Raw genomic sequence first — 20,988 nt, 5'->3', positions numbered from 1 at the left:
GGCCTGAAAGGACATAAAAAAGAGGGAGAGGCATCATCGAAAGCCTGTTGATCGCAAATCGCGGTGAGATCGCGATCCGCATCGCGCGTGCCGCCGCATCGCTGGGTTTAAAGACGGTCGCGGTGTACTCTGCCGATGATGAGAGCGCACCGCATGTACAGGCGGCGGACCGCGCGGTTGCGCTGAGCGGCGAGGGTCCGGCAGCCTATCTTTCGGTTGATGCCATTGTCGCAGCGGCGGTTTTTGAGGGGTGCGGAGCGGTTCACCCAGGGTATGGCTTTCTCAGCGAAAACCCTGAGCTCGCGCGGGCCTGTGCTGACGCGGGGCTGACGTTCGTCGGTCCCAATCCTGATCTTTTGAGTCTGTTTGGGGACAAAGCAGCAGCGAAGCGGCATGCGCGTGCGGTGGGCGTGCCGGTACTTGCCGAGGGGGCAGAGGCAAGCGGGCCGGTAGTGGTGAAGGCGCTGGCCGGCGGCGGCGGGCGCGGCATCCGCGTGGTGCACGACCCGGCGACGCTGGCGGCGCAGATCGAGGCGGCGGGGGCGGAGGCGCTGGCGGCGTTCGGATCGGCCGAGGTGATGGTCGAACGCTATATTCCGGCGGCGCGGCATATCGAGGTGCAGCTTGCCGCCGACGCTGCCGGCCGCGTGATCGCGTTGGGCACGCGCGACTGTACGGTGCAGCGACGGCACCAGAAGCTGATCGAGATCGCGCCGGCGCAAACGATCGATCCGGCGCTTGCCGAACGGATCGAGCGTGCGGCGGAGCGCCTGCTGGAAGACACCGGCTATGTGGGTCTCGCGACGGCGGAGTTCCTGGTCGACAAGGAGCGCGCCGCTGATGATCCGGAGGCCTTCGCCTTCCTGGAGGTGAACCCGCGGCTTCAGGTGGAGCATACGGTGACCGAGGAGGTGACCGGGCTCGACCTGGTGGCGCTTCAGCTGCGCCTTGCCGAGGGCTGCAGCGTGCCGGCGGAGCGGCCGGGCGCGCGCGGGGTGGCGATCCAGCTGCGCATCAATGCCGAGACGATCGGCACCGACGGCATGCCGCGCGCGCCCGGCGGCTCGATCAGCAACGTCGAGGCGCCGGGGGGGCCGGGTATCCGCATCGACGGCGCGCTGAAGGCCGGGATGGCTGCCAATCCGCGGTTCGATTCGTTGCTCGCCAAGCTGATCGTCCATGCGCCCGACTGGGAGGCAGCGCTGGCGCGGGCGCGGCGTGCGGTGGCGGAGTTCGAGATCGCGGGTGTGGCCACGAACCTTCCGCTCCACGCCGCGCTGCTGGCACGCGAGGAGGTGGCGGCGGGCGCGGTCGACACCGGCTGGTTTGATCGCAACGTCGGCGATTTTGCGGCGGCCGCGACCCCGGCCGCCCCGGTCGACGCGCAGGCGATCGTCGCGCCGCTGGCGGGCGTGGTGGTGGCGATCGGCGTGCAGCCGGGTGATCGGGTGGCGCGCGGTGCCGAACTGGGGACGATCGAGGCGCTGAAGATGCAGCATGCCGTGGTGGCGACACACGGCGGCGTGGTGCGTGCGGTGACCGCGATGCCGGGGCGGGTCATCGACGAGGGCGCGGTGTTCGTCTCGATCGAGCCGGTGGATGGTGACGAGGGCGTGGCGGCCGAAGCTGCAGCGCTCGACCTCGACCTGATCCGCGACGATCTTGCAGAGGTGCGGGCACGCCATGCGCTGGGGCTGGACGAACATCGCCCCGCGGCAGTGGAGCGGCGGCGGCGGACCAATCAGCGCACCGCGCGTGAGAATATCGACGACCTGTTCGATGCCGGCAGCTTCATCGAATATGGCGCGCTGGCGATCGCGGCGCAGCGGCGGCGGCGGAGCCTCGACGATCTGATGCGCAACACGCCCGCCGACGGCCTGATCGGCGGGATCGGCACGGTGAATGCCGCGGATCATGGCGAGGAAGCGGGCAAGTGCCTCGGCCTCGCCTATGACTATACCGTGCTGGCGGGCACGCAGGGCCACATGAACCACCGCAAGACCGATCGGCTGCTCGGCATTGCGGGGGACCTGAAGCTGCCGATCGTCTTCTATACCGAGGGCGGCGGCGGCAGGCCGGGGGACGTTGATTCGGTCGGCGCCACGGGGCTCGACGTGCCGACGTTCAGCCGCTTCGCCGGGCTTTCCGGCGTTGCGCCGCGGATCGGCATCACGTCCGGCTATTCGTTCGCCGGCAATGCGGTGCTGTTCGGCAGCTGCGACATCACCATTGCGACGCGCGATGCGCATATCGGCGTCGGTGGTCCGGCGATGATCGAGGGCGGGGGGCTCGGCGTCTATTCGCCCAAGGAAGTCGGGCCGGTCGAGGTACATTGGTCGAGCGGCGCGATCGACGTGCTGGCCGAGGATGAGGCGGAGGCGACCGATCTCGCGCGTCGGCTGTTGTCGTTCTTCCAGGGGCGCGTGGCGGGCGGTGAAGCGCCGGACCAGCGCCTGCTGCGCCATGTGGTGCCGGAGAACCGGCTGCGCGTGTTCGACATTCGCCGTGCGATCGACGGGCTGTTCGACACTGGTTCGTTCATCGAGCTGCGCGGTGGCTGGGCGAAGGGGATGATCACCGGGCTGGCACGGCTAGACGGCCGTGCAGTGGGCGTGATCGCCAATGATTGCCGCTACTTGTCGGGTGCCATTGATGCGGAAGGTGCAGACAAGGCGGCGCGCTTCTTTCAGCTGTGCGACGCATTCGGGGTGCCGATCGTCTCGCTGTGCGACACGCCGGGCTTCATGGTGGGGCCGGAAGCGGAGAAGACCGCGCCCATCCGCCGTGCCTCGCGCATGTTCGTGGTCGGCGCGGCGCTGTCGGTGCCGATCTTCACCGTCGTGGTGCGCAAGGCTTATGGCCTCGGCGCGCAGGGGATGGCGGGCGGATCGCTTCATGCTGGGCCGTTCACCGTTGCCTGGCCGACCGGCGAGTTCGGCGGCATGGGGCTCGAAGGGGCGGTGCGGCTCGGCTACCGCAAGGAGCTGGAGGCGATCGAGGACGCCGAGACACGAGAGGCGCGTTATCAGGAGCTTGTCGCCCATTCCTACGAGCGCGGCAAAGCTGTGTCGGTGGCGCAGTTCCTGGAGATCGATGCGGTGATCGACCCGGCGGACACGCGCGCCTGGCTGCTGCGCGGGCTCGCCTCGACGCCGGCGCGCCGGTCTGGCCGCTATGTCGATACGTGGTGATGGGGGGATATGATGATCGAACTGTATCACTGCGCCGACGCGCGCAGCTTCCGCGCGCTGTGGGCGCTGGAGGAGCTTGGGCTGGAGTATAAGCTCCACCTGTTACCGTTCCCGCCGCGGGTGCGCGAGCCCTTGTACCTCGACGTCAATCCGCTCGGCACCATCCCGCTGCTGGTGGATGGCGAAACGCGGATGACGGAATCGGCCGCGATTGTTCAGTATCTCGCCACCCGTGCGGGGCCGAACGAACTGGTGGTGGCGCCCGACTCGCCCGACTATGGCGCGTGGCTGAACTGGCTGCACTTCGGCGAGGCGACGCTGACCTTCCCGCAGACGCTGGTTCTGCGGTATCGCATGCTGGAGCCGCCGGAGCGGCGCCTGCCGCAGGCGGCGGACGATTATGCACAGTGGTTTCACTCACGGCTGCGGCATGTGGAGCGGGCGCTGGGCGACCGCGAATATATGGTCGGCGGACGCTTCACGGCTGCCGACATTTCTGTCGGTTACGCCCTGCTCCTCGCCAAGAGCCTGAAGATCGACAATGGCTTTCCGCCGCAGGTGGCGGCCTATTGGGAGCGGCTGAAGGCGCGCGACGGGTTCGCGCGGGCGAAGGAGGCGCAGAAGGCGGGGGCGGCGCCGTTCTGAAGGGGCGCCGACGGCGATGAAGCGAACGGGGCGGCTAGCGGGACGCCAGCTTTCGCAGGGCGCGTTCCAGGCGATCGGGCTCCTGCGCGCCGTTGATGACGAATTCGCGGTCGATCACCATGGTGGGGACGGAGGCGATGCCTTCTGACCGCCATTCGATCTCGTCATCGGCGACCTCGGCCGCAAATTCGCCGCGGGCGAGGACCTGGAGCGCCATTTGCCTGTCCAAACCTGCGTCAGCGGCGGCATCGGCCAGCACCTGATGGTCCGAGATTGCACGCCCTTGGTCGAAATATGCACGCAGGAGCGCATGTTTGAGCGCCAATTGCCGGCCCTCGCGCCGTGCCCAATGAAGCAGGCGATGCGCGTCGAACGTATCGTAGAGCCGGTCTGGCCGGCCAGCCATCGACACGCCGGCAGCCTCCGCCGCCGCCCGCACGCCCCCGCCGCGGCTGCGCGCCTGATCGGGCGTGATGCCATATTTGCGGGCGATATTGTCGGCGGCGAGCTCGCCCTCCGGCGGCAGGCCGGGGTTTAGCTGAAGCGGATGGAAGACGAGGTCGACTGAAACCTCGTCCCCAAGGTTGGTGAGGGCGCGTTCGAGGTTGGCGAGGCCGATCAGGCACCAGGGGCAGACGACGTCGGAGACGAAGTCGATGCGGAGCGTGCGGCCGCTCATCGCGCGACGCTTTCGATCGCGTCGACGATCTCGGGGATGACCTCGACGGGCACGTTGTGGCCCATGCCGCGAACCTCGACCAGCCGCGCGCCGGGAATGCTGGCGGCGGTATCGCGACCGCCGTCGATCGGCACCAGCGAATCATCACTGCCGTGGATGACGACCGTCGGCGCGGTGATCGCTTTCAGCCGCTGGCGACGGTCCCCGTCGGCGACGATCGCGGCCAGCTGCCGCGCGAAGCCATCGGGGTAGTTCGAGCGCTGGATCGTTTCGCGGGCGCGGGCCTCCAGCACGTCGGGTGCGACGGGAAAGGCGGGGCCGGCGAGCACCTGCGACGCGCGGACGCCATGGGCGACGAGCGCCTCGAGATCGTCCGTCTTCGGGTGGTTGACGAGGACGTCCATCGCTTCCCGCGAGGCGCGCGAGAGCCTGGGGTTGCCGGTGGTGGACATGATCGAGGTGAGCGACAGGGTGCGATCGGGATAGGTGGCGGCAAAGATCTGCGCGATCATCCCGCCCATCGATCCGCCGACGATATGCGCCTTCTCGATCCCCAGCGCATCGAGCAGGCCGGCGGCGTCCGCGGCCATGTCGCCGAGCGTGTACGGCATCCGCGGGCGCAGGCGTAGCAGGCGCTGAAGCACGAGCATGCCGACGCGGGGCGGGCGGGCGTGATCGAGCTTCGTCGAGAGACCGACATCGCGATTGTCGTAGCGCACGACGTGGAAGCCGCGTTCGACCAGCGCCTCGACGAACGGGAGCGGCCAGAGCGTCAGCTGCGCGCCGAGGCCCATGATGAGGAGGATGGTGGGATCGGCGGGGTTGCCGAACGACTCATATTCCAGCTCGATGCCGTTCGCGCGCGCCTTCATGGCCTCTCCTTCAGGCGGTGATGATCGCGCCAGCCTCCACCCGAAGCGGCCATGGCGTCAAGGCAGTGCCGGGGCAGGGGCCGCCAAGGCACGCGCCGCTCTCGATATCGAACAGCGCGCCGTGCCAGCTGCACGCGATGCGATCCGCGGCGACATAATCGTCGAGCTTCTGCGCGAGCGGCAGGCCCATGTGCGGGCAGCGATCGACATAGCCGAACACCTGATCGCCGCGCCGAACCGCGAAACCGTGGAAGCGGCCGGCGCGCATCTCGATCACGAAGCTGCGCGCGGCGCCGTCCGCGATCTGATCGAGCGGGCCGAGCGCGATGCCGGCCGGCGTGGCGGTGAGACGCTCGGTCAGGGCAGCTTCGCCTTGGGGAAGTCGGCCCAGCAGGCGTCGTAATCGGGCTGGGCATGCTCCAGCGCGAACTTGGTGGGGCGATAGGGCCAGCAGCTTTCCAGCATGAAGGCCATGGTGCCGCCGATCTTGTGCGGCTTCAGATCGGCGTTGGACGCGGCGTCCCACGTCGCCTTGTCGGGCCCGTGGCCGCTCAGCAGATTGTGGAGTGACAGGCCGCCGGGGCGGAAACCTTCCGCCTTGGCGTCATAGGCGCCGGTGATGAGGCCCATCGCCTCGGACATGATGTTGCGGTGGAACCAGGGGGGGCGGAACGTGTCCTCCGCCACCATCCAGCGCGGCGGGAAGATCACGAAATCGGCGTTGGCTCGGCCCGGCACGTCGCTGGGCGAGGTCAGCACGGTGAAGATCGACGGATCGGGATGGTCGAAGCTGACGGTGTTGATGGCGTTGAAATGCGCCAGATCATAGCGCCACGGCGCGAGATTGCCGTGCCAGGCGACGACATCGAGCGGGGAGTGATGCAGCTCCGTGCGCCACAGGCTGCCGAGATACTTCTGGATCACCTCGATACGTTCGTCGCGATCCTCGAACCAGGCGTTCGGCGTTTCGAAATCGCGCGGATTGGCGAGGCCATTGGCACCGATCGGACCGAGATCGGGCAGGCGGAACATGGCGCCATGGTTTTCCAGCGCATAGCCGCGCGCGGAGCCGTCCGGTAGCAGCGCGCGGAAGCGCACGCCGCGCGGCACCAGCGCGATCTGGCCCGGAGCGATGTCGATCCGGCCAAGCTCCGTCAAGAGCGCCAGCCGGCCTTCCTGCGGCACGAACAGCAATTCGCCGTCGGCATCGACGAAGACGCGGTTCTCCATGTCGCGATCGGCGGCGTAGAGGTGGATCGCGACGCCTTCGAGATCGGCGGGGTCGCGATTGGCAAGCATCGTCGTCATGCCGTCGATGAGGTCGACGTCGGTGTCACCGGCGTCCGGATCCCAGCGCAGGCGATTGGGCGCGAGTGGTTCCTTGACGGTGCCGGGCGCGAAGCGTGCAGCGCCTTCGTAGCGCGTAAAGGGCGGATGCTCGGCGGAAGGGCGCAGGCGATACAGCCAGGAGCGACGGTTCTCGTGGCGCGGCGCGGTGAACGCGGTGCCGGAGAGCTGCTCCGCGTAGAGGCCGAAGGGCGGCTTCTGCGGCGAGTTGCGGCCGATGGGGAGGGCGCCCGACACGGCCTCGGTCGCGACGTGATTGCCGAAGCCGGGAGTGTAGGCTGGGGTGGCAGTGTCGGTCGGCATCCTCACCTCGGGCTGGTTCTGTTTCGGGTAGTCAGGGGTGGTGCATCTGGTGGCTCGCCGGCGCGTCAGACGCGGCAAAGCCGCGCCTTGTGCGCCGGCTTTGTCGCGCTGGCCGGTGGGGCTCGAGCGCCGCCGCGCTCGCATTCGGCCGATGCTTACGCATCGACCTTGATCACGCCCCGACGGATCTGATCTAACTCGATGCTTTCGAACAGCGCCTGGAAGTTGCCGTTGCCGAAGCCTTCGTTGCCCTTGCGCTGGATGATCTCGAAGAAGATCGGGCCGAACATGTTCTCGGTGAAGATCTGCAGCAGGATGCCCTCGTTATTCTCGACCGAGCCGTCGATCAGGATGCGGTTCTTACGGAGCCGCTCGAGGTCCTCGCCGTGGCCGGGCACGCGCTTGTCGACCAATTCGTAATAGGTCTCGATCGTGTCCTGCAGCTTCACGCCGCGGGCGCGCAGGCGCTCGACCGTGTCGTAGATGTCGTCCGTGGTCAGTGCGAGGTGCTGAATGCCTTCGCCCTGATATTCGCGGATGAATTCCTCGATCTGCGAATTGTCGTCCTGGCTTTCGTTCAGCGGGATGCGGATCGCCTTGTCCGGTGCGATCATCGCCTGGCTGAACAGGCCGGTCGCCTTGCCCTTGATGTCGAAATACTTCTGCTCCTCGAAGTTGAAGAGCGTGCGGTAGAACTGGCTCCACACCTGCATCTGGCCGCGGCGAACGTTGTGGGTGAGGTGATCGAGGAGGTCGAGCCCGACGTTGTTCTTTGCCTCGGCCTCGCGCCAGCCGGCGAACTCGGCCCAATTTTCATACAGGTCGATGCCGTCCTGGATGAAATAAAGGTAGGATCCGCCGATCCCCATGATGACGGTGTCGTCTTCCTCGGTCGGCTTGCCGCCGTTGGCGAGCGCCCATTCGAGCGCCTTCTTCGGATCGGCGACGCGGAACGCCATCGCGCTGGCGGAGGCGCCATGCTCGTTGCGGAACTGCTTCACCCGTCCCGCTTCGTCGCGGTTCAGCATCAGGTTGATTCGGCCCTGCTTGTAGCGGGTGATGTTCTTCGTCGGGTGACGGTGCGTCGGCACGAAGCCGAGCTGCTCGAACTGCTTCGCCATCGCCTCGGGATCGGGCGAGGTAAATTCCACGAATTCAAAGCCGTTGAGGCCCAGGGGATTGTCGGTCGACATGAGTGGATCCTCATCCAGTAACATTTGATACTATGATCGCGGGTTGAGGCATTCGTGTCAAATGCTACCACTGCGGCATGACGAACCATCTCGTGCTCGACCGGTTCCTGCCGTATCGGTTGTCGATTACGTCCAATCTCGTCAGCGACCGGATCGCGCGAATTTACGAATCGCTCTTTGGTCTGACCATTCCTGAGTGGCGGCTGATTGCAGTCATCGCGGAGGTGGAAGCGGTCACCCAGGCGGACATCGGCGAGCGCACGCGAATGGATAAGGTGACGGTCAGCCGCGCCGCGATTGCTCTGGTTGAGCGGGGACTTCTGGCCCGGGCGCCAAACCCGGGAGACAAGCGCTCTCATCACTTGTCGCTTACCCCGGCGGGGCGGGACCTCTACGCGAGTGTCGCTCCGAAGGCGCTGGAGCTGGAAAGCAAGATCTTCTCGCGGTTTACACAACAGGAACTGGATGGGTTTGTCGCCATGCTGCGGCGGATCGACGCTGCAGCATTGGAGGCCTGAATGACTGAGGACCCGCTGATTGCCGGGATCGAACTCGGCGGAACGAAGTGCGTGGTTATCCTGGCGCAGGGACCGGACGCGATCCACGAACGGGTGGAGATTCCGACGACTTCCCCCGAGGAGACACTGGCTGCGGCAGAGCGGGCGATTGATCAATGGCAAGGGTTTGCCGCCTTGGGCATTGCCAGTTTCGGACCGGTGTCGATCAACCCGAGCGCGGCAGATTACGGTTTCATCACCTCGACGCCCAAGCCGGGTTGGGCAGGCACCGACGTCGCCAAACGGTTAGGGGCACGGTACGGCGTCCCGGCCGGTTTCCACAGTGACGTCGTTGGAGCGGCGCTGGGCGAGGCGCGCTGGGGAGCTGCGGCAGGACTTGCGGACCTAGCCTATGTAACGGTCGGGACCGGGATCGGCGTGGGCTTGATCGGCCATGGGCGGCCCGTCGACGGCCTGACGCATAGTGAACTCGGCCATATACGGCCGCAGCGGTCGAACGGTGACGATTGGACGGGGGTATGCCCATTTCACGGCTCCTGTATCGAGGGGCTTGCGTCGGGACCGGCGATCGCTGCGCGAACCGGCGTGAAGGGACAGGATCTGCCGCCCGACCATCCGGCTTGGGAAGGGGTCGTGCACGCGCTTGCGCAACTTCTGCACACGATCACCCTGACCGGTGTGCCGCGACGGATCGTGATGGGTGGTGGGGTGATGGTCGGCAGCCAGTTCCTCTTTCCGCGGATCAGGCAGGCATTTCGGCGTTCCTTGAACGGCTATGTCGCAATCCCTGATATTGAGGATGTCGACACGTTCATCGTACCGCCGGCGCTCGGCCACAATGCCGGTCCGCTGGGAGCAATTGTTCTGGGGCAACAGGCACTGGAAGGCCGTTGAGGGCATGCAAGGATCGTTTTTCGAACGTTAACTGTGTTCCGTTACTTTTGGGTAAGCAGTTGAGGACGTCTTCGTACCGGTAGGTGAAAGGAACGTCGATGCGGCTGCTCATCATGGATCAAGATCCGGCGAACCATGATGCTTACCAACGCAGTTTTCGAATTCTGTCAGGTGACGTGGACCCTGAAGATTGCCTTGATGGCGAAGCACTGAGTGGCGAAGAGCCTGGGGTCGATCTTGTTAGCCTCGAATGCGTTTTTCACGTTGTAGGCGATAGCGCCGTGGAAGAAGTTCAGCGGTCGGTTGTAACGGACTCGCCCTTTGCCGTGGCGTTTGTCGGTGTATCGGCTGATCTGGATGTGAAGGAGTGGGTGGGGCGAATTCGTGAACTCGACCCATCCATCAATCTGGTACTGGTCGCCAACGATCGACGCCTTTCACCTCCAGAACTTCAAACCCTCGCCGGACCACCCGACAAGATCTTCTATCTCGTCGGCCCCACCGAGAGCGCGGAGATCGTTCAAATCACGCGGGCTTTGAGCCGACGGTGGGAGATCGACCGCGAGCTGGCGGCGGCACGAACAGCGCTCTCGCTTCAGGTCGCTGCGCTTGAACAGCATGTTGCGGAGCTTGCTACGAACGAGGGCCGCGCGCGTCATCTTGCCAGCTACGATACGCTGACCGATGCGCCCAACCGCCTTGCCTTCTTGCGCGCTCTGGGGGAGCGCGGCCGCCAGCCCGGGATGTTTGCTGTCGCCGCGCTGGACCTCGACCGGTTCAAGTTGATCAACGACTCGCTCGGCCATTTGGCCGGCGATGAAGTCATTCGCCAGACATGCCGCACCTTAAGGTCTGTCATCCCCGAGGGCGGGATGGTGGCCCGGCTAGCCGGAGACGAATTCGGCCTATTGTTCGATGCCGCTGGCGATGAGGCCGCCGCCATGGTGTGCGAACGGATGGTGGTGGCAACCGGTGCGTCGATGCGGGTTCTCGGTCACAAGGTGCAGGTGTCTGCCTCTGCCGGGGTGGTGGTGGCGCCCGAAAGCGGTGCCCGCGATCCTGTCGATCTGATGCGGCAAGCGGATCTCGCTCTCAACGATGCAAAGCGCAGCGGGCGGAACCTGGCACGGCTGTTCGAACCGCGGATGGACGAGGGCATCCGCGTCCGCCGAGCCGTGGAAAGTGGTCTGGGCCGGGCCATCGCTCGCGGTGAATTGACGATGCTGTTCCAGCCCATCGTAGCGAATGGATCATATGAGATTGTCGGGTTCGAAGCGCTGATGCGCTGGTACACGGATGAGTTCGGCCCGATTAGTCCCGGCACGTTCATTCCTATCGCGGAGGAAACCGACCTCATCCATGAACTTGGCGACTGGGCGCTGATCCAATCCCTTGAAGCGGCGAAAGGCTGGCCGGAACAATATGTTTCGGTGAACTTCTCGCCGCGGCAGTTTCGACGCCAGAACTTCGTCGGAAACATCGTGGAGAGGGTGCAGCGAGCGGGCATAGATCCGCAGCGCCTGCAGATCGAGATTACGGAGACAGCCATTTTCGATGACGCGGAGCGTGCCGCGGATACGCTCTACAAGCTGCGCCAAATGGGGTTCCGGGTCGTGCTCGACGATTTCGGAACCGGCTATTCTAGTCTGGACAACCTGCGCAAGTTTGCACTGGATGGCCTCAAGATCGAGCGCAGCTTCATCGATGGCTTGGAAAGGGAGCGCGAGTCTGCGGCAATTGTTCGCTCCATAGTTCAGCTCGGTAGAGCCCTGAGCCTCGAGGTGATTGCCGAAGGAGTGGAGACGAGGGGGCAGGTTGCGTTGCTCCGCGCGGCGGGGGCAAGCCACTTGCAAGGTTTCCTTTTCTCACATCCAATCGGGGCCAATGACGCGCAAGCGCTCGCAAACGCCGGCTTTGTTGATCGGCCGGGCGGACTGGTGGGATCGATGGCGGATGAGGTGGCCTGAGGCGGGTGGGAGGTCGTCGACGCGGCCTTTAAGTCGACCGCTCCGGGCCTTCGGCGGGCGCTATCGAAGGGAAAAGTACAGCTTAACCCCGCGCTTTGGCCTCAAGGTCAAGCGGCTTACCGGCTCTGGTATCTCGCCCGGAACGGCGCGGATCGTGAACGTCCTGAGCAGGGTGGCGAGTACGACCGCGGCCTCTTGGGTCGCGAAGCCCGCACCGACGCAGATCCGCGGACCGGCGCCGAACGGCAGCCATGCCTCACGACTCTTGGTTTTCGCATCGGGATCATCGAAGCGGGCGGGATGGAAGGCGTGGGGGCAGCGCCAGTGCTCCGGATTGCGCTGGATCAGCCATGGGGAGACAACGACCATCGCGCCCGGCGCGAGTTGCTTGTCGCGCATCTGCGTGGGGCAGCTGACCTCCCGCGGCATGAACGCCACGGGGGGATAAAGCCGAAGCGTTTCGCGGAAGACGTTCCGAATGATGGGCATCCGGCGGATCATTTCGGCCTGGATTGGCCTAGTTCCGGCGACGAACAATACCTCGTCGCGCGCGATCCGTTGCGACTCGGCCTCTTCCGCGAGGCAGTACAATGCCCAGCTGAGCGCGCTCGCCGACGTTTCGTGCCCGGCGAGGAAAATCGTCGAGACTTGCCCCATCAGATCCGTGAACGAAAATGGCGCCCCGGTCTTCGGATGCCGCGCCTCCATCAAGGATGCGAGAATGTCGGACGGTCCGAGGTCGCCGGTCGCGCGGTAGGCGTCGAGCCGCCGCTGTACGATGTGTGCGAACACGCCATGGATATCGGCGGCGGCGCGGCGCGAGCGATGGAAGAAGCCCAAGGTTGGCATTCGATAGAAGCGGAGCATCGATGCGGATTGGGCGTGCCGCTGAAAGCGATTGAAAGCGTCGTGGATCCGCCGCGCATCACCCTCGCTGAGGGGTGAGGAGAATAGCGTCCGAAAGATCACGTCGGCGGCGACGTGTGTCATGAGTGGATCGACGTCGATTGGACGGTCAAGATCCGACCGCCGGACACGTTCGACCAGCGCATCGGCGGCATCTCGCATCATCGGCAAGGTGCGACCAAGGGCGGCCTGTTGGAAGGCGGGGTTGATCATCTCCCGCTGGGTCGCCCAATCATCGCCGTTGGCCGAGAACACGCTGTTGCCGATCGCCGGGCCGAGCGTTCGAACGAGCAGGTGGTGCTTCGGAAAGCCGCGCCAGTCGTTCATGATCCGCTTCACCAGCGGCAGTTCGTTGGCGATGTACATGTGGAGACCCGGTGTCCGGATCTCGCCCATCTTCATCGTGTAGCTCTTTTCGAAGAGCACATGGATCCACGAATTCCAACCTCGGACGAACCGCCAGAACAACGAGGACTTTTTCGGATGCGGGTCGGGGAAGGGCGGAACGAAGAGGCCGTCCACATGCTCTCCGCCGATGTTTGGCAGGCTCATTGAATAGCCCGGAACTCGGCAATGGACGCGTCAATCGGCCGTGCCGCCGTCATCAGGCTCGGGAAGTCGAGCGGGGAGCGCCGATCGCCCATCCGCAGATAGTCGAAGTGGATCTCATATTTGTTCGCATATCCCCTGTGATAGGTGTGGGGATCATAGAACAGGTGAAAGCGGGGGCTGAGCAGTTCCATCCGGGGCCGGGGATCGGGTGCCACGATCGCCATCGGGTTCACCCCAAAATATGCCGCGCCGTCCGGGGGCGAACCGATGTCGATCCAGCGGAAGTCCGACTGGGCAAGGCGGCGTAGTTGATCGTGAAAACGCGTGGCGTCGCGCCGACATGCCACCAATGGGATACAATGGCCCATGGTGACCAGGGCGAAATTGGGAGGCATCGTCCCGCCGCAGCGATCAAGCAGGCGCACCATCAGCGGCACCGACAGGATCGACCCATTGCTGTGGGTGAGGAGGATGATTTCATCCCAGGGATCATCGAAGCTGGCGGAGATCTCTTTCGCGAAATTGTCTAGCCGTGCTTCTATTTCCGGGTGCGCTTCGCCCCCGCCGAGCTCGCTGTTGAAAACGAAGAACCGCAACAACCAGGGAGCATGCCATTTCTTCAGAAGCGGCGCTGAAATGGCGATGGCGGCGACCAGGCCGATGAGGAAAGCGACAGCCGTCGGCAACCAGATGGCAGCCACGCCGCCAATCAGGAGAGTGAGCAATAGCGGGAGCGCGATGGAAAGGATCGGCGGGTAGAACAGCGTGATGAGCGGGCCTTTGCCCAGCTTTTTCCCGGTTTCGAAATCGAGATGCCTGATGTTCGCGCGATAGGCACGCCACGCCCGCAGCCCAAGCGACAGAGGATTTCGGATCCAGGCCTTGCGGACGATATCGTCCCAGCGAAGGAAGCTGTATTCGGTGGAGACGCCCTGCGCTGGATTGAGGATGGACCAATCCGTGCGAAACGGCCCGGCATTGCGACGAGTGGATATTGTCGCTGGCTCTCCGGTCAGCTTGCCGTATCGGTCCAGCTGTTCCGCAGCGAGCGCGTGATAGAAGCGGACGCCGCGCGGATCGAAGCCGCCGACATAGAAGACTTTCCGCTTGAACCCCGCCATGCCCACTGCCTACACGATGGAATGGCCGAGCGGGAACGGAATTACTGCCTTTTCTTGGACCATCGCAAATACAATCGTAACATTGGCTGCCGCCGCCACGACAATCTCTACGGGATCGCGGGCGGAGGAACGGAGCGATTGCGCTGGGCCGTTGATCTTGAATTCTACCGCACGATGAAGGCGCAGGGTGATCCTATGGCCTTGCCGGCGCTTTTGGCGTGCCTGTTGTTCGGCTGGTTCTTCTGGAACTATCATTCAGGCGTCTGGCCATGGCGGGGACAGCTGCTGCGCCGGTTTGTGAAAGCCCCGCGATGAACGTGCAGGTTGGCGATATCGTATTCGGTAATGACCGGCCGTTCGTGCTGGTGAGCGGCCCATGCCAGATCGAGAGCCGTGATCACTCGCTGCGACTGGCTGAGGCGATCGCGCGGATGGCGGCGGCGGCGGGCGTGCCGTTCGTGTTCAAGTCTTCGTTCGACAAAGCCAACCGCACCTCGATCACCGGCAAAAGAGGTGTCGGAATCGACGAAGGTTTGCGGGTGTTGGCAGACGTGAAAGCCGCAGTGGGTTGCCCGGTTCTGACGGACATTCACGCGCCCGAGCAGGCGCCAGCTGCGGCTGAGGTGGCGGACATAATCCAGATCCCGGCCTTCCTCTCTCGTCAAACTGATCTGTTGATCGCTGCAGGTGAAACGGGTGCGGCCGTCAACATAAAAAAGGGGCAGTTCCTTGCACCTTGGGACATGGCAGCGGCAGCGGCTAAGGTAAGATCCACCGGCAATGAACGGATCATCCTGACCGATCGCGGCGCCAGCTTCGGCTACAACACGCTGGTCAGCGACTTTCGTTCGCTGCCGATCATGGCCGAAACCGGCTGTCCCGTGATGTTCGACGCCACCCATTCGGTTCAGGCGCCCGGCGGGAGGGGCGGATCGTCTGGTGGGGACCGGCGGTTTGCCCCGGCATTGGCGCGCGCCGCCCTGGCAGTGGGTGCAGCGGCGATATTCGCCGAAGCGCATGAAGATCCGGACCGCGCGCCCTCTGACGGGCCGGTGATGCTGCCGCTTGATTGGTTGCCGGGGTTGCTTGATGATCTGCGGCGTGTCGACGCGGTGATCAAGCGGCCTAGATAAGAGCGGTGCTCAGGGGCGCACATCCCATGCGGTGAGATTGCCACCGATAATCTCCCCATAAGCGCCCGTGCGCAGCCGGGCAGGGGAGAGCTCCAGGGCAAGTCGCGCGAATTGCGCTGCGCCGTTGCTCGTCACCAGCAGCACCGTGCCGCTGGCCTCGCTGAAGAAGGCCCGCCAGGCCGCGATACGTGCAGGTGCGTCGACGATCCAGCCGGGCGGCGGAAGCGCAGCTTCGGTCCAACGCGCCAATGTTTCGGCGCCAATCCTTGCCACGACGGCTTGCTCTATCATGCCCTCATCAGGGCCATGATCGATCTCGCGCAGCCAGGCAGCGGTTTCAGGCGGGAGGTGCGGCGCGAGGATGGCCGCAGTCTCGCGGGTGCGGCGCAGGGGCGATACGAGGCACCGGTCGATCTTCGTGTCGGCGAAATGGAGCGCGAGCGCTTCGGCCTGCGCCCTTCCGCTAGCCGCCAGGGGAAGGTCAGTCCTTGCGCCGATCCGGCTGACTGGCTCCCCTTCCGCGAAGGTGTTGCCGTGGCGAACGATGATCGCGCGCATCAATGATGCGGGTCGCCGTGCGCCGCAATGAGCGCCTCCGCTCTGACGATATCCGCGGGCGTGTCTATCCCGGAGATGTCAAAGAGGGCCGGGGAAACCTGGACGGTTTCGATCCGCAAGCCGAGTTCCAGCAGGCGTAATTGCTCAAGGCCTTCCAGCCGCTCCAGCTCGGTCGGTTCTGCCGCCTCGAACCGCTCGAGGGCATGACGCCGGTAGCCATATAGACCGATGTGGCGCCAGACCGGGCAAGGTTCCCCGGACGCACGAAGCGCGTCCTCGTTGCGGATGGCCGGAACGATCATCTTCGAGAACCACAGCGCACGGCCGTCGGCAGCGCGCGCGCAGGTGGTGCCGCTGAAAGGCTCGCGCTTTTTGTGGTCGCGCATGGCGTCGAGTGCGTCCCAGGTCAGCCGAACAACAGGCGTGGCGACGTCCCCGTCACCGGATGACAAGGCGCGGATGATGGCCGATGGGGCGCCGAGGGGCTGAAACGGTGCATCACCCTGAAGATTGATGATAATGTCGGGCAACTCTCTCGCCGCCCGTGCCGCCGCGAGGGCGCGGCCCGAGCCGGAGGCGATGGCGGGATCCGTCATGACGGCTTCGCAGCCGGCCTCCTGTGCATGGGACAAGATCCGCGGGTCGTCGGTGGCGACGACCAGATCCGCTTCGGGAACGTCGGAGAGCGCGTGGCGGGCAAAGGCGATCGTTCGGTGAAGCAGGCTGACGCCGGCAATTGGCCGCAGCGGCTTCAGCGGCAGGCGGCTCGACTCCGCGCGGGCAGGAATGACGACGAGCAGCGACATGGGCCGGGCTGCCTCAGACCACGCCGGCGCGGAGAACGTCGTGCATGTGAACGACACCGACCAGCCCCTCGCCCTCGCGAACGAACAACAGCATCACATTGCGTTCGTGCATCAGCCGCACCGCTTCGGACGCCAACTCTCCCGGCCCGATGCACAAGGGGGAACGGCTCATATACTTGCTCACCGAATCAGTAAGTGTTCGCTCAACGGTTACGGTTCGTCGCAAGTCGCCGTCGGTGAAGGCACCAACCAAGCGGCCTTGGGTGTCCACCACGGCGGTGCCGCCGAGCCGCGTCCTGGTCATTTCGATGGTGGCATCGAGCAAGGATGCGTCCGGCGTGATCCGCGGCACGTCCGCGCCCTTGGCCATCACGTCCCGCACCTTCAGCAAGCGGGCGCCGAGGCGGCCGTTCGGGTGAAGACTGTGAAAGTCATCGGCGGAGAAACCACGGCCGGCCATCAGGGTCATGGCGAGCGCGTCGCCAAACACGAGTTGGACCGTGGTCGATGTGGTGGGGCTGAGCTGGATCGGACACGCCTCGCGCACGGCCGGCAGGCGGATGTGGAAGTCGGCGGCCTTGGCGGCGGTTGATTCCGGCTGTGCGGTGATCGTGACAATCGGGATGGCGAAGCGCTTACAGTAGCTGAAGATCGTAGCCAGCTCGCTACTCTCGCCCGAATGGGAGATAACAAGCACCACATCGTCCTGCGTGATCATGCCAAGGTCGCCATGCCCCGCCTCGGCAGGATGCAGGAAAGTGGCAGGCACGCCGGTGGATGTCAGTGTCGCGGTGACCTTACGCGCGATTATCCCGCTTTTCCCCATGCCGGCGAGGATCACGCGCCCACGCGATCCGGAGATCAGCTTCACCAGACGCTCGAAATCCGAGGAAAAAGTGGGATCCCGGAAGCAGGCCTGCAGCGCAGCAATGCCATCCCCCGCGAGAGCAACCGCGCGCGCGGCGACGGACGTCGCCTCATCACGCAGCGGAAGAGGGATGATCCCGCCTGGCTGTATCGTCATCTCATCGCCTTCTCGTGGAGCGATGCGGGCTGGTCAATGCTCGCCATCTGTTTCTCCACGAGGTCTTAGTCGCCAAGGATTCCGCCGCATCAAGCAACTGAAACCATAATGATCTTAGTGGGAAGCAAAGAAGTGACGGTCAGCGTGTGACGGCGCGGACCGCGAGAATGGGCGAGAAAAGCTGGCCAAGGATCTGCGCCAGCTTGCCGGGCGCATTGGCGCGAGCGGTGGCGATGTAGATGACGTCCTTGTCGTGCATGCCGATCCGCTGCGCCAGGAAATAGCTGTCGGGTCGCATCATATTGAGCCGGTAGATCACAGGCTGACCGCCGGATGCCTCACCCGACGCTGCGGCGTAGCGGAAAAGATACACGGCGGCCGGATCGGCAAGGCGTTCGCTCGGACCGCCGGTTCGCGCCAGAGCCTCTGCCAGAGAGACGTTGTTGGCACCGAAATTAACCTGGCTCACCTTGTCGCTCGCGCCGAACACCAGATAGGTGCGCGGCCGGTTGAACAGCTCGATCCGGTCGCCGGGGAGCAGCGCGATATTCTGGGCTCCGGACGCATCCACTGCGGAAAGCCGGCTTTCCTCCGAAACGCCGCCGCGGGTCACGCGCACAACCATGTCGTCAGGCTGGTTCACGGTGCCGCCTGCGCGTGCCAGCGAGTCGAGCAGGCGCTCGCGCGGAAGGCCCAGCGTGTACCGCCCGGGCTGACGCACGTCGCCGGACACATAGAAGACGTTGTGCGCATTGTCCTTTACAGAGACCAGCGCCTGAGGCCGCTGAGAAAGCCCGCGAAGCCCGCGCTCGATCATTCGCTCGATTTCGCTCGTCGTCTTCCCAGCGGCGGCGAGCCGGCCGATGTAGGGAAGCTGGATGTCGCCGGCGCTGTCCACCTTCACCGTGCCAAGCTGGGTTCCCCTGGCGGAGGGGTTGAACGCGCCACCTTGGGCCGGGCTGTCGGTGCTTGCCCCGGTAAACAGGGTAACGCCAACCTCGAAGATGCTGATTTCAAGCAGGTCGCCTGGCCCGACGGTGTCGATCCGCCCGACCCGATCAAGCTTGGCGAGACCACCCATCGGAGGCGGCGTGAAGGCGAGGGAGGGTGCGGCTGCCGCGTCGATGTCGACGATCGTGAAGCCGGTCTGATTGTCGTGGCGCAGTGCCCGGTTGATCTGGGCCGCGGTCGGTCCAGCACTTGGCAAGGTGGAGCAGCCGGCCAGCGCACTTCCGACCAGCGCCGCCATGATCAGCCGCGATGATCCGACCAAGCCCTTCCGCATACCATTCCCCCGGAAGCGCAGCCAAAAACGGCGCGCGAGCGGCGAGTTATCGTGTCGGCCCGGCCAAGACAATCCGGCAGCCGCGGGAACGGCGGCAGTTGTCGCTGACCGACAGCTAAGCTGCCTGGCCCACTCGTGCGCCTAAGCTCTGCAGTCGATGATGGACGTCGGCCGCCTCCGCGATTGTGTCGTAAAGCGTGACGCTGCCGCCATACACCACTGCCCCGCGCTTGCAGTAACGGAACAGCGTTCCCGTATCGTGGGACACCATCACCAGGGTTCCATTTTCCCGACGCTCGTGCAGCGCTTCTTCCGCGCGCACCTTGAAGCGTTCGTCTCCGGCGCCGGTCACTTCGTCCACGAGATAACAGTCGAACTTGATGGCAAGGGACACGCCGAACGCGAGCCGTGCTGCCATGCCGGCCGAGTAGGTCCGGATCGGTTCATTTAGATAGGAGCCAAGTTGCGCGAAATCCTCGACAAAGGCGAGTAGGTCGCGTTCGTCAGCACCATATATGCGCGCCACGAACTTGGCGTTGTCGGCCCCCGTCAAATGGGGGTGAAAAGCGGTAGAATAGCCGATCGGCCAAGACACGCTCATGGTCCGCGTCACCTTGCCGGTGGTCGGCCGTTCCACGCCGGCGATCAGCTTCATCAACGTGGACTTGCCAGCGCCGTTTGCGCCACACACCCCGATGGAGTCGCCGCGCGGGATCGTCAGGTGAACGCCGCGCAGCACCTCATTGTCCACATTATGGCCTCGATAGACCTTTGAAACATTGTCGAGGACAATCATTCCCACCCCGTGCCAGTGTCGGCCGGATGTTAGAGGATGATATGCGCGCGCGACAGGTGCCAGTTTGTGTCGACGGGCGCCTGACCGCCTCAGAGGGTACCGGCGTCGCCTCCTACGCGCGGGCCATGCGAGATGCCCTTGCGGCCACAGGGCCGGCCCCTCTCATGCTCGAAGACGATCAGCGTGGGCGGTTCGGTGCGAGAGCCCCGCTGTCGGAGGTGATCGGGCGACGCGTTCGGGGAACGCTTCATCGTCGATTGCTGCTCACTCGCGATGCTCAGCGACTCTATAGCCCCGACGTCTTCCGTCTGGCGCACGCGCGTTTTGCCGGGACGGGTAAAGTGTTGATACTGGATGCGCCGGGTACTCCCGGGATCATGCATTGGACCTATCCCATCCCAGCGTGGATCAGGGGGTGGGTGAACCTTTACACGATCCATGACGCAATCCCGTTGATCACACCGGAACTGTCGAATGTAGAGCCGCTGTCGCTCGCGCGAAGGATCCGCGCTCTGGCATCAGTCACGGACCGCTTTCTCACAGTCTCCGACGCCGCTCGCGATGAAATTCTCAGGGCGCTTCAACTCCCAGCAGCGCTGGTCAGCAATTGCGGGACGGCGGTTACGGCGCTCGCTCATGGACCTGGGCAATTGCCTGACGGATTGATACCGCAGGAATATTATCTGTTCTGCGGCCTCGCCGAGCCACGCAAGAACTTGCCGCGGCTGATCGCTGCCTGGCGCAACAGTGGTACAACCCGTCCGCTGGTCCTGACCGGCCCTGATCATGATTGGGCGCAGGCGGAAGCCGGGCTCGTGCTGTTGCCCTTTCAGGCGCGGCCTGCGCTGGTGGACTTGATCCGCAACGCGCGAGCGTTGCTGTTCCCGTCTTTGGCGGAGGGCTTCGGCCTGCCAGTGGTGGAGGCCATGGCGCTTGGTACTCCCGTTCTGACCGCCAATAACGGCGCTTTGGCCGAAGTGGCGGGGCGATCTGCGCTTTTGGTAGATCCGGTTGATGAAGGCGCAATCACACAGGGTATCATTCGCCTCGACCAGGACGACAATTTGCGTTCAACCCTGATGATGCGTGGTCTCGAACGGGCGGGGGACTTCACCGCCGAACGCTTCGGAGCGCGCCTCCGCCGTCTGCACGACGAATTCACTAGCGATTCTCGCTTCGACGTTTAGTCCTTCGGCTG

The 20,988-nt window shown here is 64.7% G+C and carries 20 protein-coding genes; 8 read left to right on the top strand and 12 right to left on the bottom strand.

All coding sequences use genetic code 11. The features are described from left to right. Window positions 1–47: 47 nt before the first annotated feature. Both LQ954_RS07835 and LQ954_RS07830 read left to right on the top strand, forming a co-directional pair. The gene (locus LQ954_RS07835) at window positions 48–3,191 is read left to right on the top strand and encodes an acetyl-CoA carboxylase family protein (RefSeq protein ID WP_231022567.1); all 3,144 of its coding nucleotides are present in this window, start codon (window positions 48–50) and stop codon (window positions 3,189–3,191) included. A gap of 9 nt (window positions 3,192–3,200) precedes the next feature. Further along, a complete protein-coding gene (locus LQ954_RS07830) occupies window positions 3,201–3,836 on the top strand; it encodes a glutathione S-transferase family protein (RefSeq protein WP_231022566.1) in 636 nt (211 codons plus the stop codon). Between the two features lie 34 nt (window positions 3,837–3,870). Here the strand turns inward: LQ954_RS07830 and LQ954_RS07825 are convergent, their stop codons facing one another. The 5 genes from LQ954_RS07825 to hppD all read right to left on the bottom strand — a co-directional run bounded on the left by LQ954_RS07825 (window position 3,871) and on the right by hppD (window position 8,230). Next, complete coding sequence (locus LQ954_RS07825) at window positions 3,871–4,515, bottom strand: DsbA family oxidoreductase (protein WP_231022565.1); 645 nt, start codon at window positions 4,513–4,515, stop codon at window positions 3,871–3,873. Further along, window positions 4,512–5,387, bottom strand: a complete 876-nt coding sequence (locus tag LQ954_RS07820; RefSeq protein ID WP_231022564.1) for an alpha/beta fold hydrolase — start codon at window positions 5,385–5,387, stop codon at window positions 4,512–4,514. The genes LQ954_RS07825 and LQ954_RS07820 overlap by 4 nt, the downstream gene beginning before the upstream one ends. 10 nt (window positions 5,388–5,397) lie before the next feature. After that, window positions 5,398–5,748 (bottom strand): Rieske (2Fe-2S) protein, encoded by a 351-nt coding sequence (locus tag LQ954_RS07815; protein WP_231022745.1) that lies wholly within the window; start codon window positions 5,746–5,748, stop codon window positions 5,398–5,400. Next, entirely contained in the window at window positions 5,745–7,037 is a 1,293-nt protein-coding gene (hmgA, locus tag LQ954_RS07810; protein ID WP_231022563.1) for a homogentisate 1,2-dioxygenase, read from the bottom strand. The genes LQ954_RS07815 and hmgA overlap by 4 nt, the downstream gene beginning before the upstream one ends. A gap of 155 nt (window positions 7,038–7,192) precedes the next feature. Beyond that, window positions 7,193–8,230, bottom strand: coding sequence for a 4-hydroxyphenylpyruvate dioxygenase (gene hppD / locus LQ954_RS07805; protein ID WP_231022562.1), 1,038 nt, complete (start codon window positions 8,228–8,230; stop codon window positions 7,193–7,195). A 77-nt stretch (window positions 8,231–8,307) separates the two neighbouring features. Between hppD and LQ954_RS07800 the strand changes: the two genes are divergently transcribed. The 3 genes from LQ954_RS07800 to LQ954_RS07790 all read left to right on the top strand — a co-directional run bounded on the left by LQ954_RS07800 (window position 8,308) and on the right by LQ954_RS07790 (window position 11,609). Continuing rightward, window positions 8,308–8,748, top strand: coding sequence for a MarR family winged helix-turn-helix transcriptional regulator (locus tag LQ954_RS07800; RefSeq protein ID WP_231022561.1), 441 nt, complete (start codon window positions 8,308–8,310; stop codon window positions 8,746–8,748). Beyond that, window positions 8,749–9,642, top strand: coding sequence for an ROK family protein (locus LQ954_RS07795; RefSeq protein WP_231022560.1), 894 nt, complete (start codon window positions 8,749–8,751; stop codon window positions 9,640–9,642). It abuts the gene before it with no gap. Between the two features lie 98 nt (window positions 9,643–9,740). Next, window positions 9,741–11,609: a putative bifunctional diguanylate cyclase/phosphodiesterase gene (locus LQ954_RS07790; RefSeq protein ID WP_231022559.1), complete on the top strand. Its 1,869-nt coding sequence runs from the start codon at window positions 9,741–9,743 to the stop codon at window positions 11,607–11,609. A 60-nt stretch (window positions 11,610–11,669) separates the two neighbouring features. On the opposite strand, the gene LQ954_RS07785 is transcribed toward LQ954_RS07790, so the two are convergent. Both LQ954_RS07785 and LQ954_RS07780 read right to left on the bottom strand, forming a co-directional pair. Continuing rightward, on the bottom strand, window positions 11,670–13,067 hold the full coding sequence (locus LQ954_RS07785) for a cytochrome P450 (RefSeq protein ID WP_231022558.1): 1,398 nt from the start codon (window positions 13,065–13,067) through the stop codon (window positions 11,670–11,672). Beyond that, window positions 13,064–14,188 carry a hypothetical protein gene (locus LQ954_RS07780; protein ID WP_231022557.1) on the bottom strand — a complete coding sequence of 375 codons (1,125 nt, stop codon included), beginning with the start codon at window positions 14,186–14,188 and terminating at the stop codon, window positions 13,064–13,066. Before LQ954_RS07780 ends, LQ954_RS07785 begins: the two co-directional genes overlap by 4 nt. Before the next feature lie 21 nt (window positions 14,189–14,209). On the opposite strand from LQ954_RS07780, the gene LQ954_RS07775 reads away from it, so the two are divergent. Together LQ954_RS07775 and kdsA are read left to right on the top strand one after the other, a co-directional pair. Then, window positions 14,210–14,503 carry a hypothetical protein gene (locus LQ954_RS07775; protein WP_227770020.1) on the top strand — a complete coding sequence of 98 codons (294 nt, stop codon included), beginning with the start codon at window positions 14,210–14,212 and terminating at the stop codon, window positions 14,501–14,503. Beyond that, a complete protein-coding gene (kdsA, locus tag LQ954_RS07770; RefSeq protein ID WP_231022556.1) occupies window positions 14,500–15,321 on the top strand; it encodes a 3-deoxy-8-phosphooctulonate synthase in 822 nt (273 codons plus the stop codon). The genes LQ954_RS07775 and kdsA overlap by 4 nt, the downstream gene beginning before the upstream one ends. Window positions 15,322–15,330: 9 nt before the next feature. Here the strand turns inward: kdsA and LQ954_RS07765 are convergent, their stop codons facing one another. The 5 genes from LQ954_RS07765 to LQ954_RS07745 all read right to left on the bottom strand — a co-directional run bounded on the left by LQ954_RS07765 (window position 15,331) and on the right by LQ954_RS07745 (window position 19,790). Then, the gene (locus LQ954_RS07765; RefSeq protein WP_231022555.1) at window positions 15,331–15,879 is read right to left on the bottom strand and encodes a histidine phosphatase family protein; all 549 of its coding nucleotides are present in this window, start codon (window positions 15,877–15,879) and stop codon (window positions 15,331–15,333) included. Next, window positions 15,879–16,685: a 3-deoxy-manno-octulosonate cytidylyltransferase gene (gene kdsB, locus LQ954_RS07760; protein WP_231022554.1), complete on the bottom strand. Its 807-nt coding sequence runs from the start codon at window positions 16,683–16,685 to the stop codon at window positions 15,879–15,881. Before kdsB ends, LQ954_RS07765 begins: the two co-directional genes overlap by 1 nt. Before the next feature lie 13 nt (window positions 16,686–16,698). Beyond that, window positions 16,699–17,709, bottom strand: coding sequence for a KpsF/GutQ family sugar-phosphate isomerase (locus LQ954_RS07755; RefSeq protein ID WP_231022553.1), 1,011 nt, complete (start codon window positions 17,707–17,709; stop codon window positions 16,699–16,701). A gap of 139 nt (window positions 17,710–17,848) precedes the next feature. After that, window positions 17,849–18,958 (bottom strand): polysaccharide biosynthesis/export family protein, encoded by a 1,110-nt coding sequence (locus LQ954_RS07750; protein ID WP_231022552.1) that lies wholly within the window; start codon window positions 18,956–18,958, stop codon window positions 17,849–17,851. Window positions 18,959–19,109: 151 nt separating this feature from the next. After that, on the bottom strand, window positions 19,110–19,790 hold the full coding sequence (locus tag LQ954_RS07745) for an ABC transporter ATP-binding protein (protein ID WP_227770026.1): 681 nt from the start codon (window positions 19,788–19,790) through the stop codon (window positions 19,110–19,112). A 164-nt stretch (window positions 19,791–19,954) separates the two neighbouring features. On the opposite strand from LQ954_RS07745, the gene LQ954_RS07740 reads away from it, so the two are divergent. Continuing rightward, window positions 19,955–20,977: a glycosyltransferase family 4 protein gene (locus LQ954_RS07740; RefSeq protein ID WP_231022551.1), complete on the top strand. Its 1,023-nt coding sequence runs from the start codon at window positions 19,955–19,957 to the stop codon at window positions 20,975–20,977. Window positions 20,978–20,988: the final 11 nt, after the last annotated feature.

This window comes from Sphingomonas sp. IC-11 (genome assembly GCF_021043365.1).
In the GTDB taxonomy this organism is placed as follows: domain Bacteria; phylum Pseudomonadota; class Alphaproteobacteria; order Sphingomonadales; family Sphingomonadaceae; genus Sphingomonas.
The sequence above is the reverse complement of the archived record's forward strand: the minus strand, read 5'-3'. Positions and strand labels throughout refer to the sequence as shown.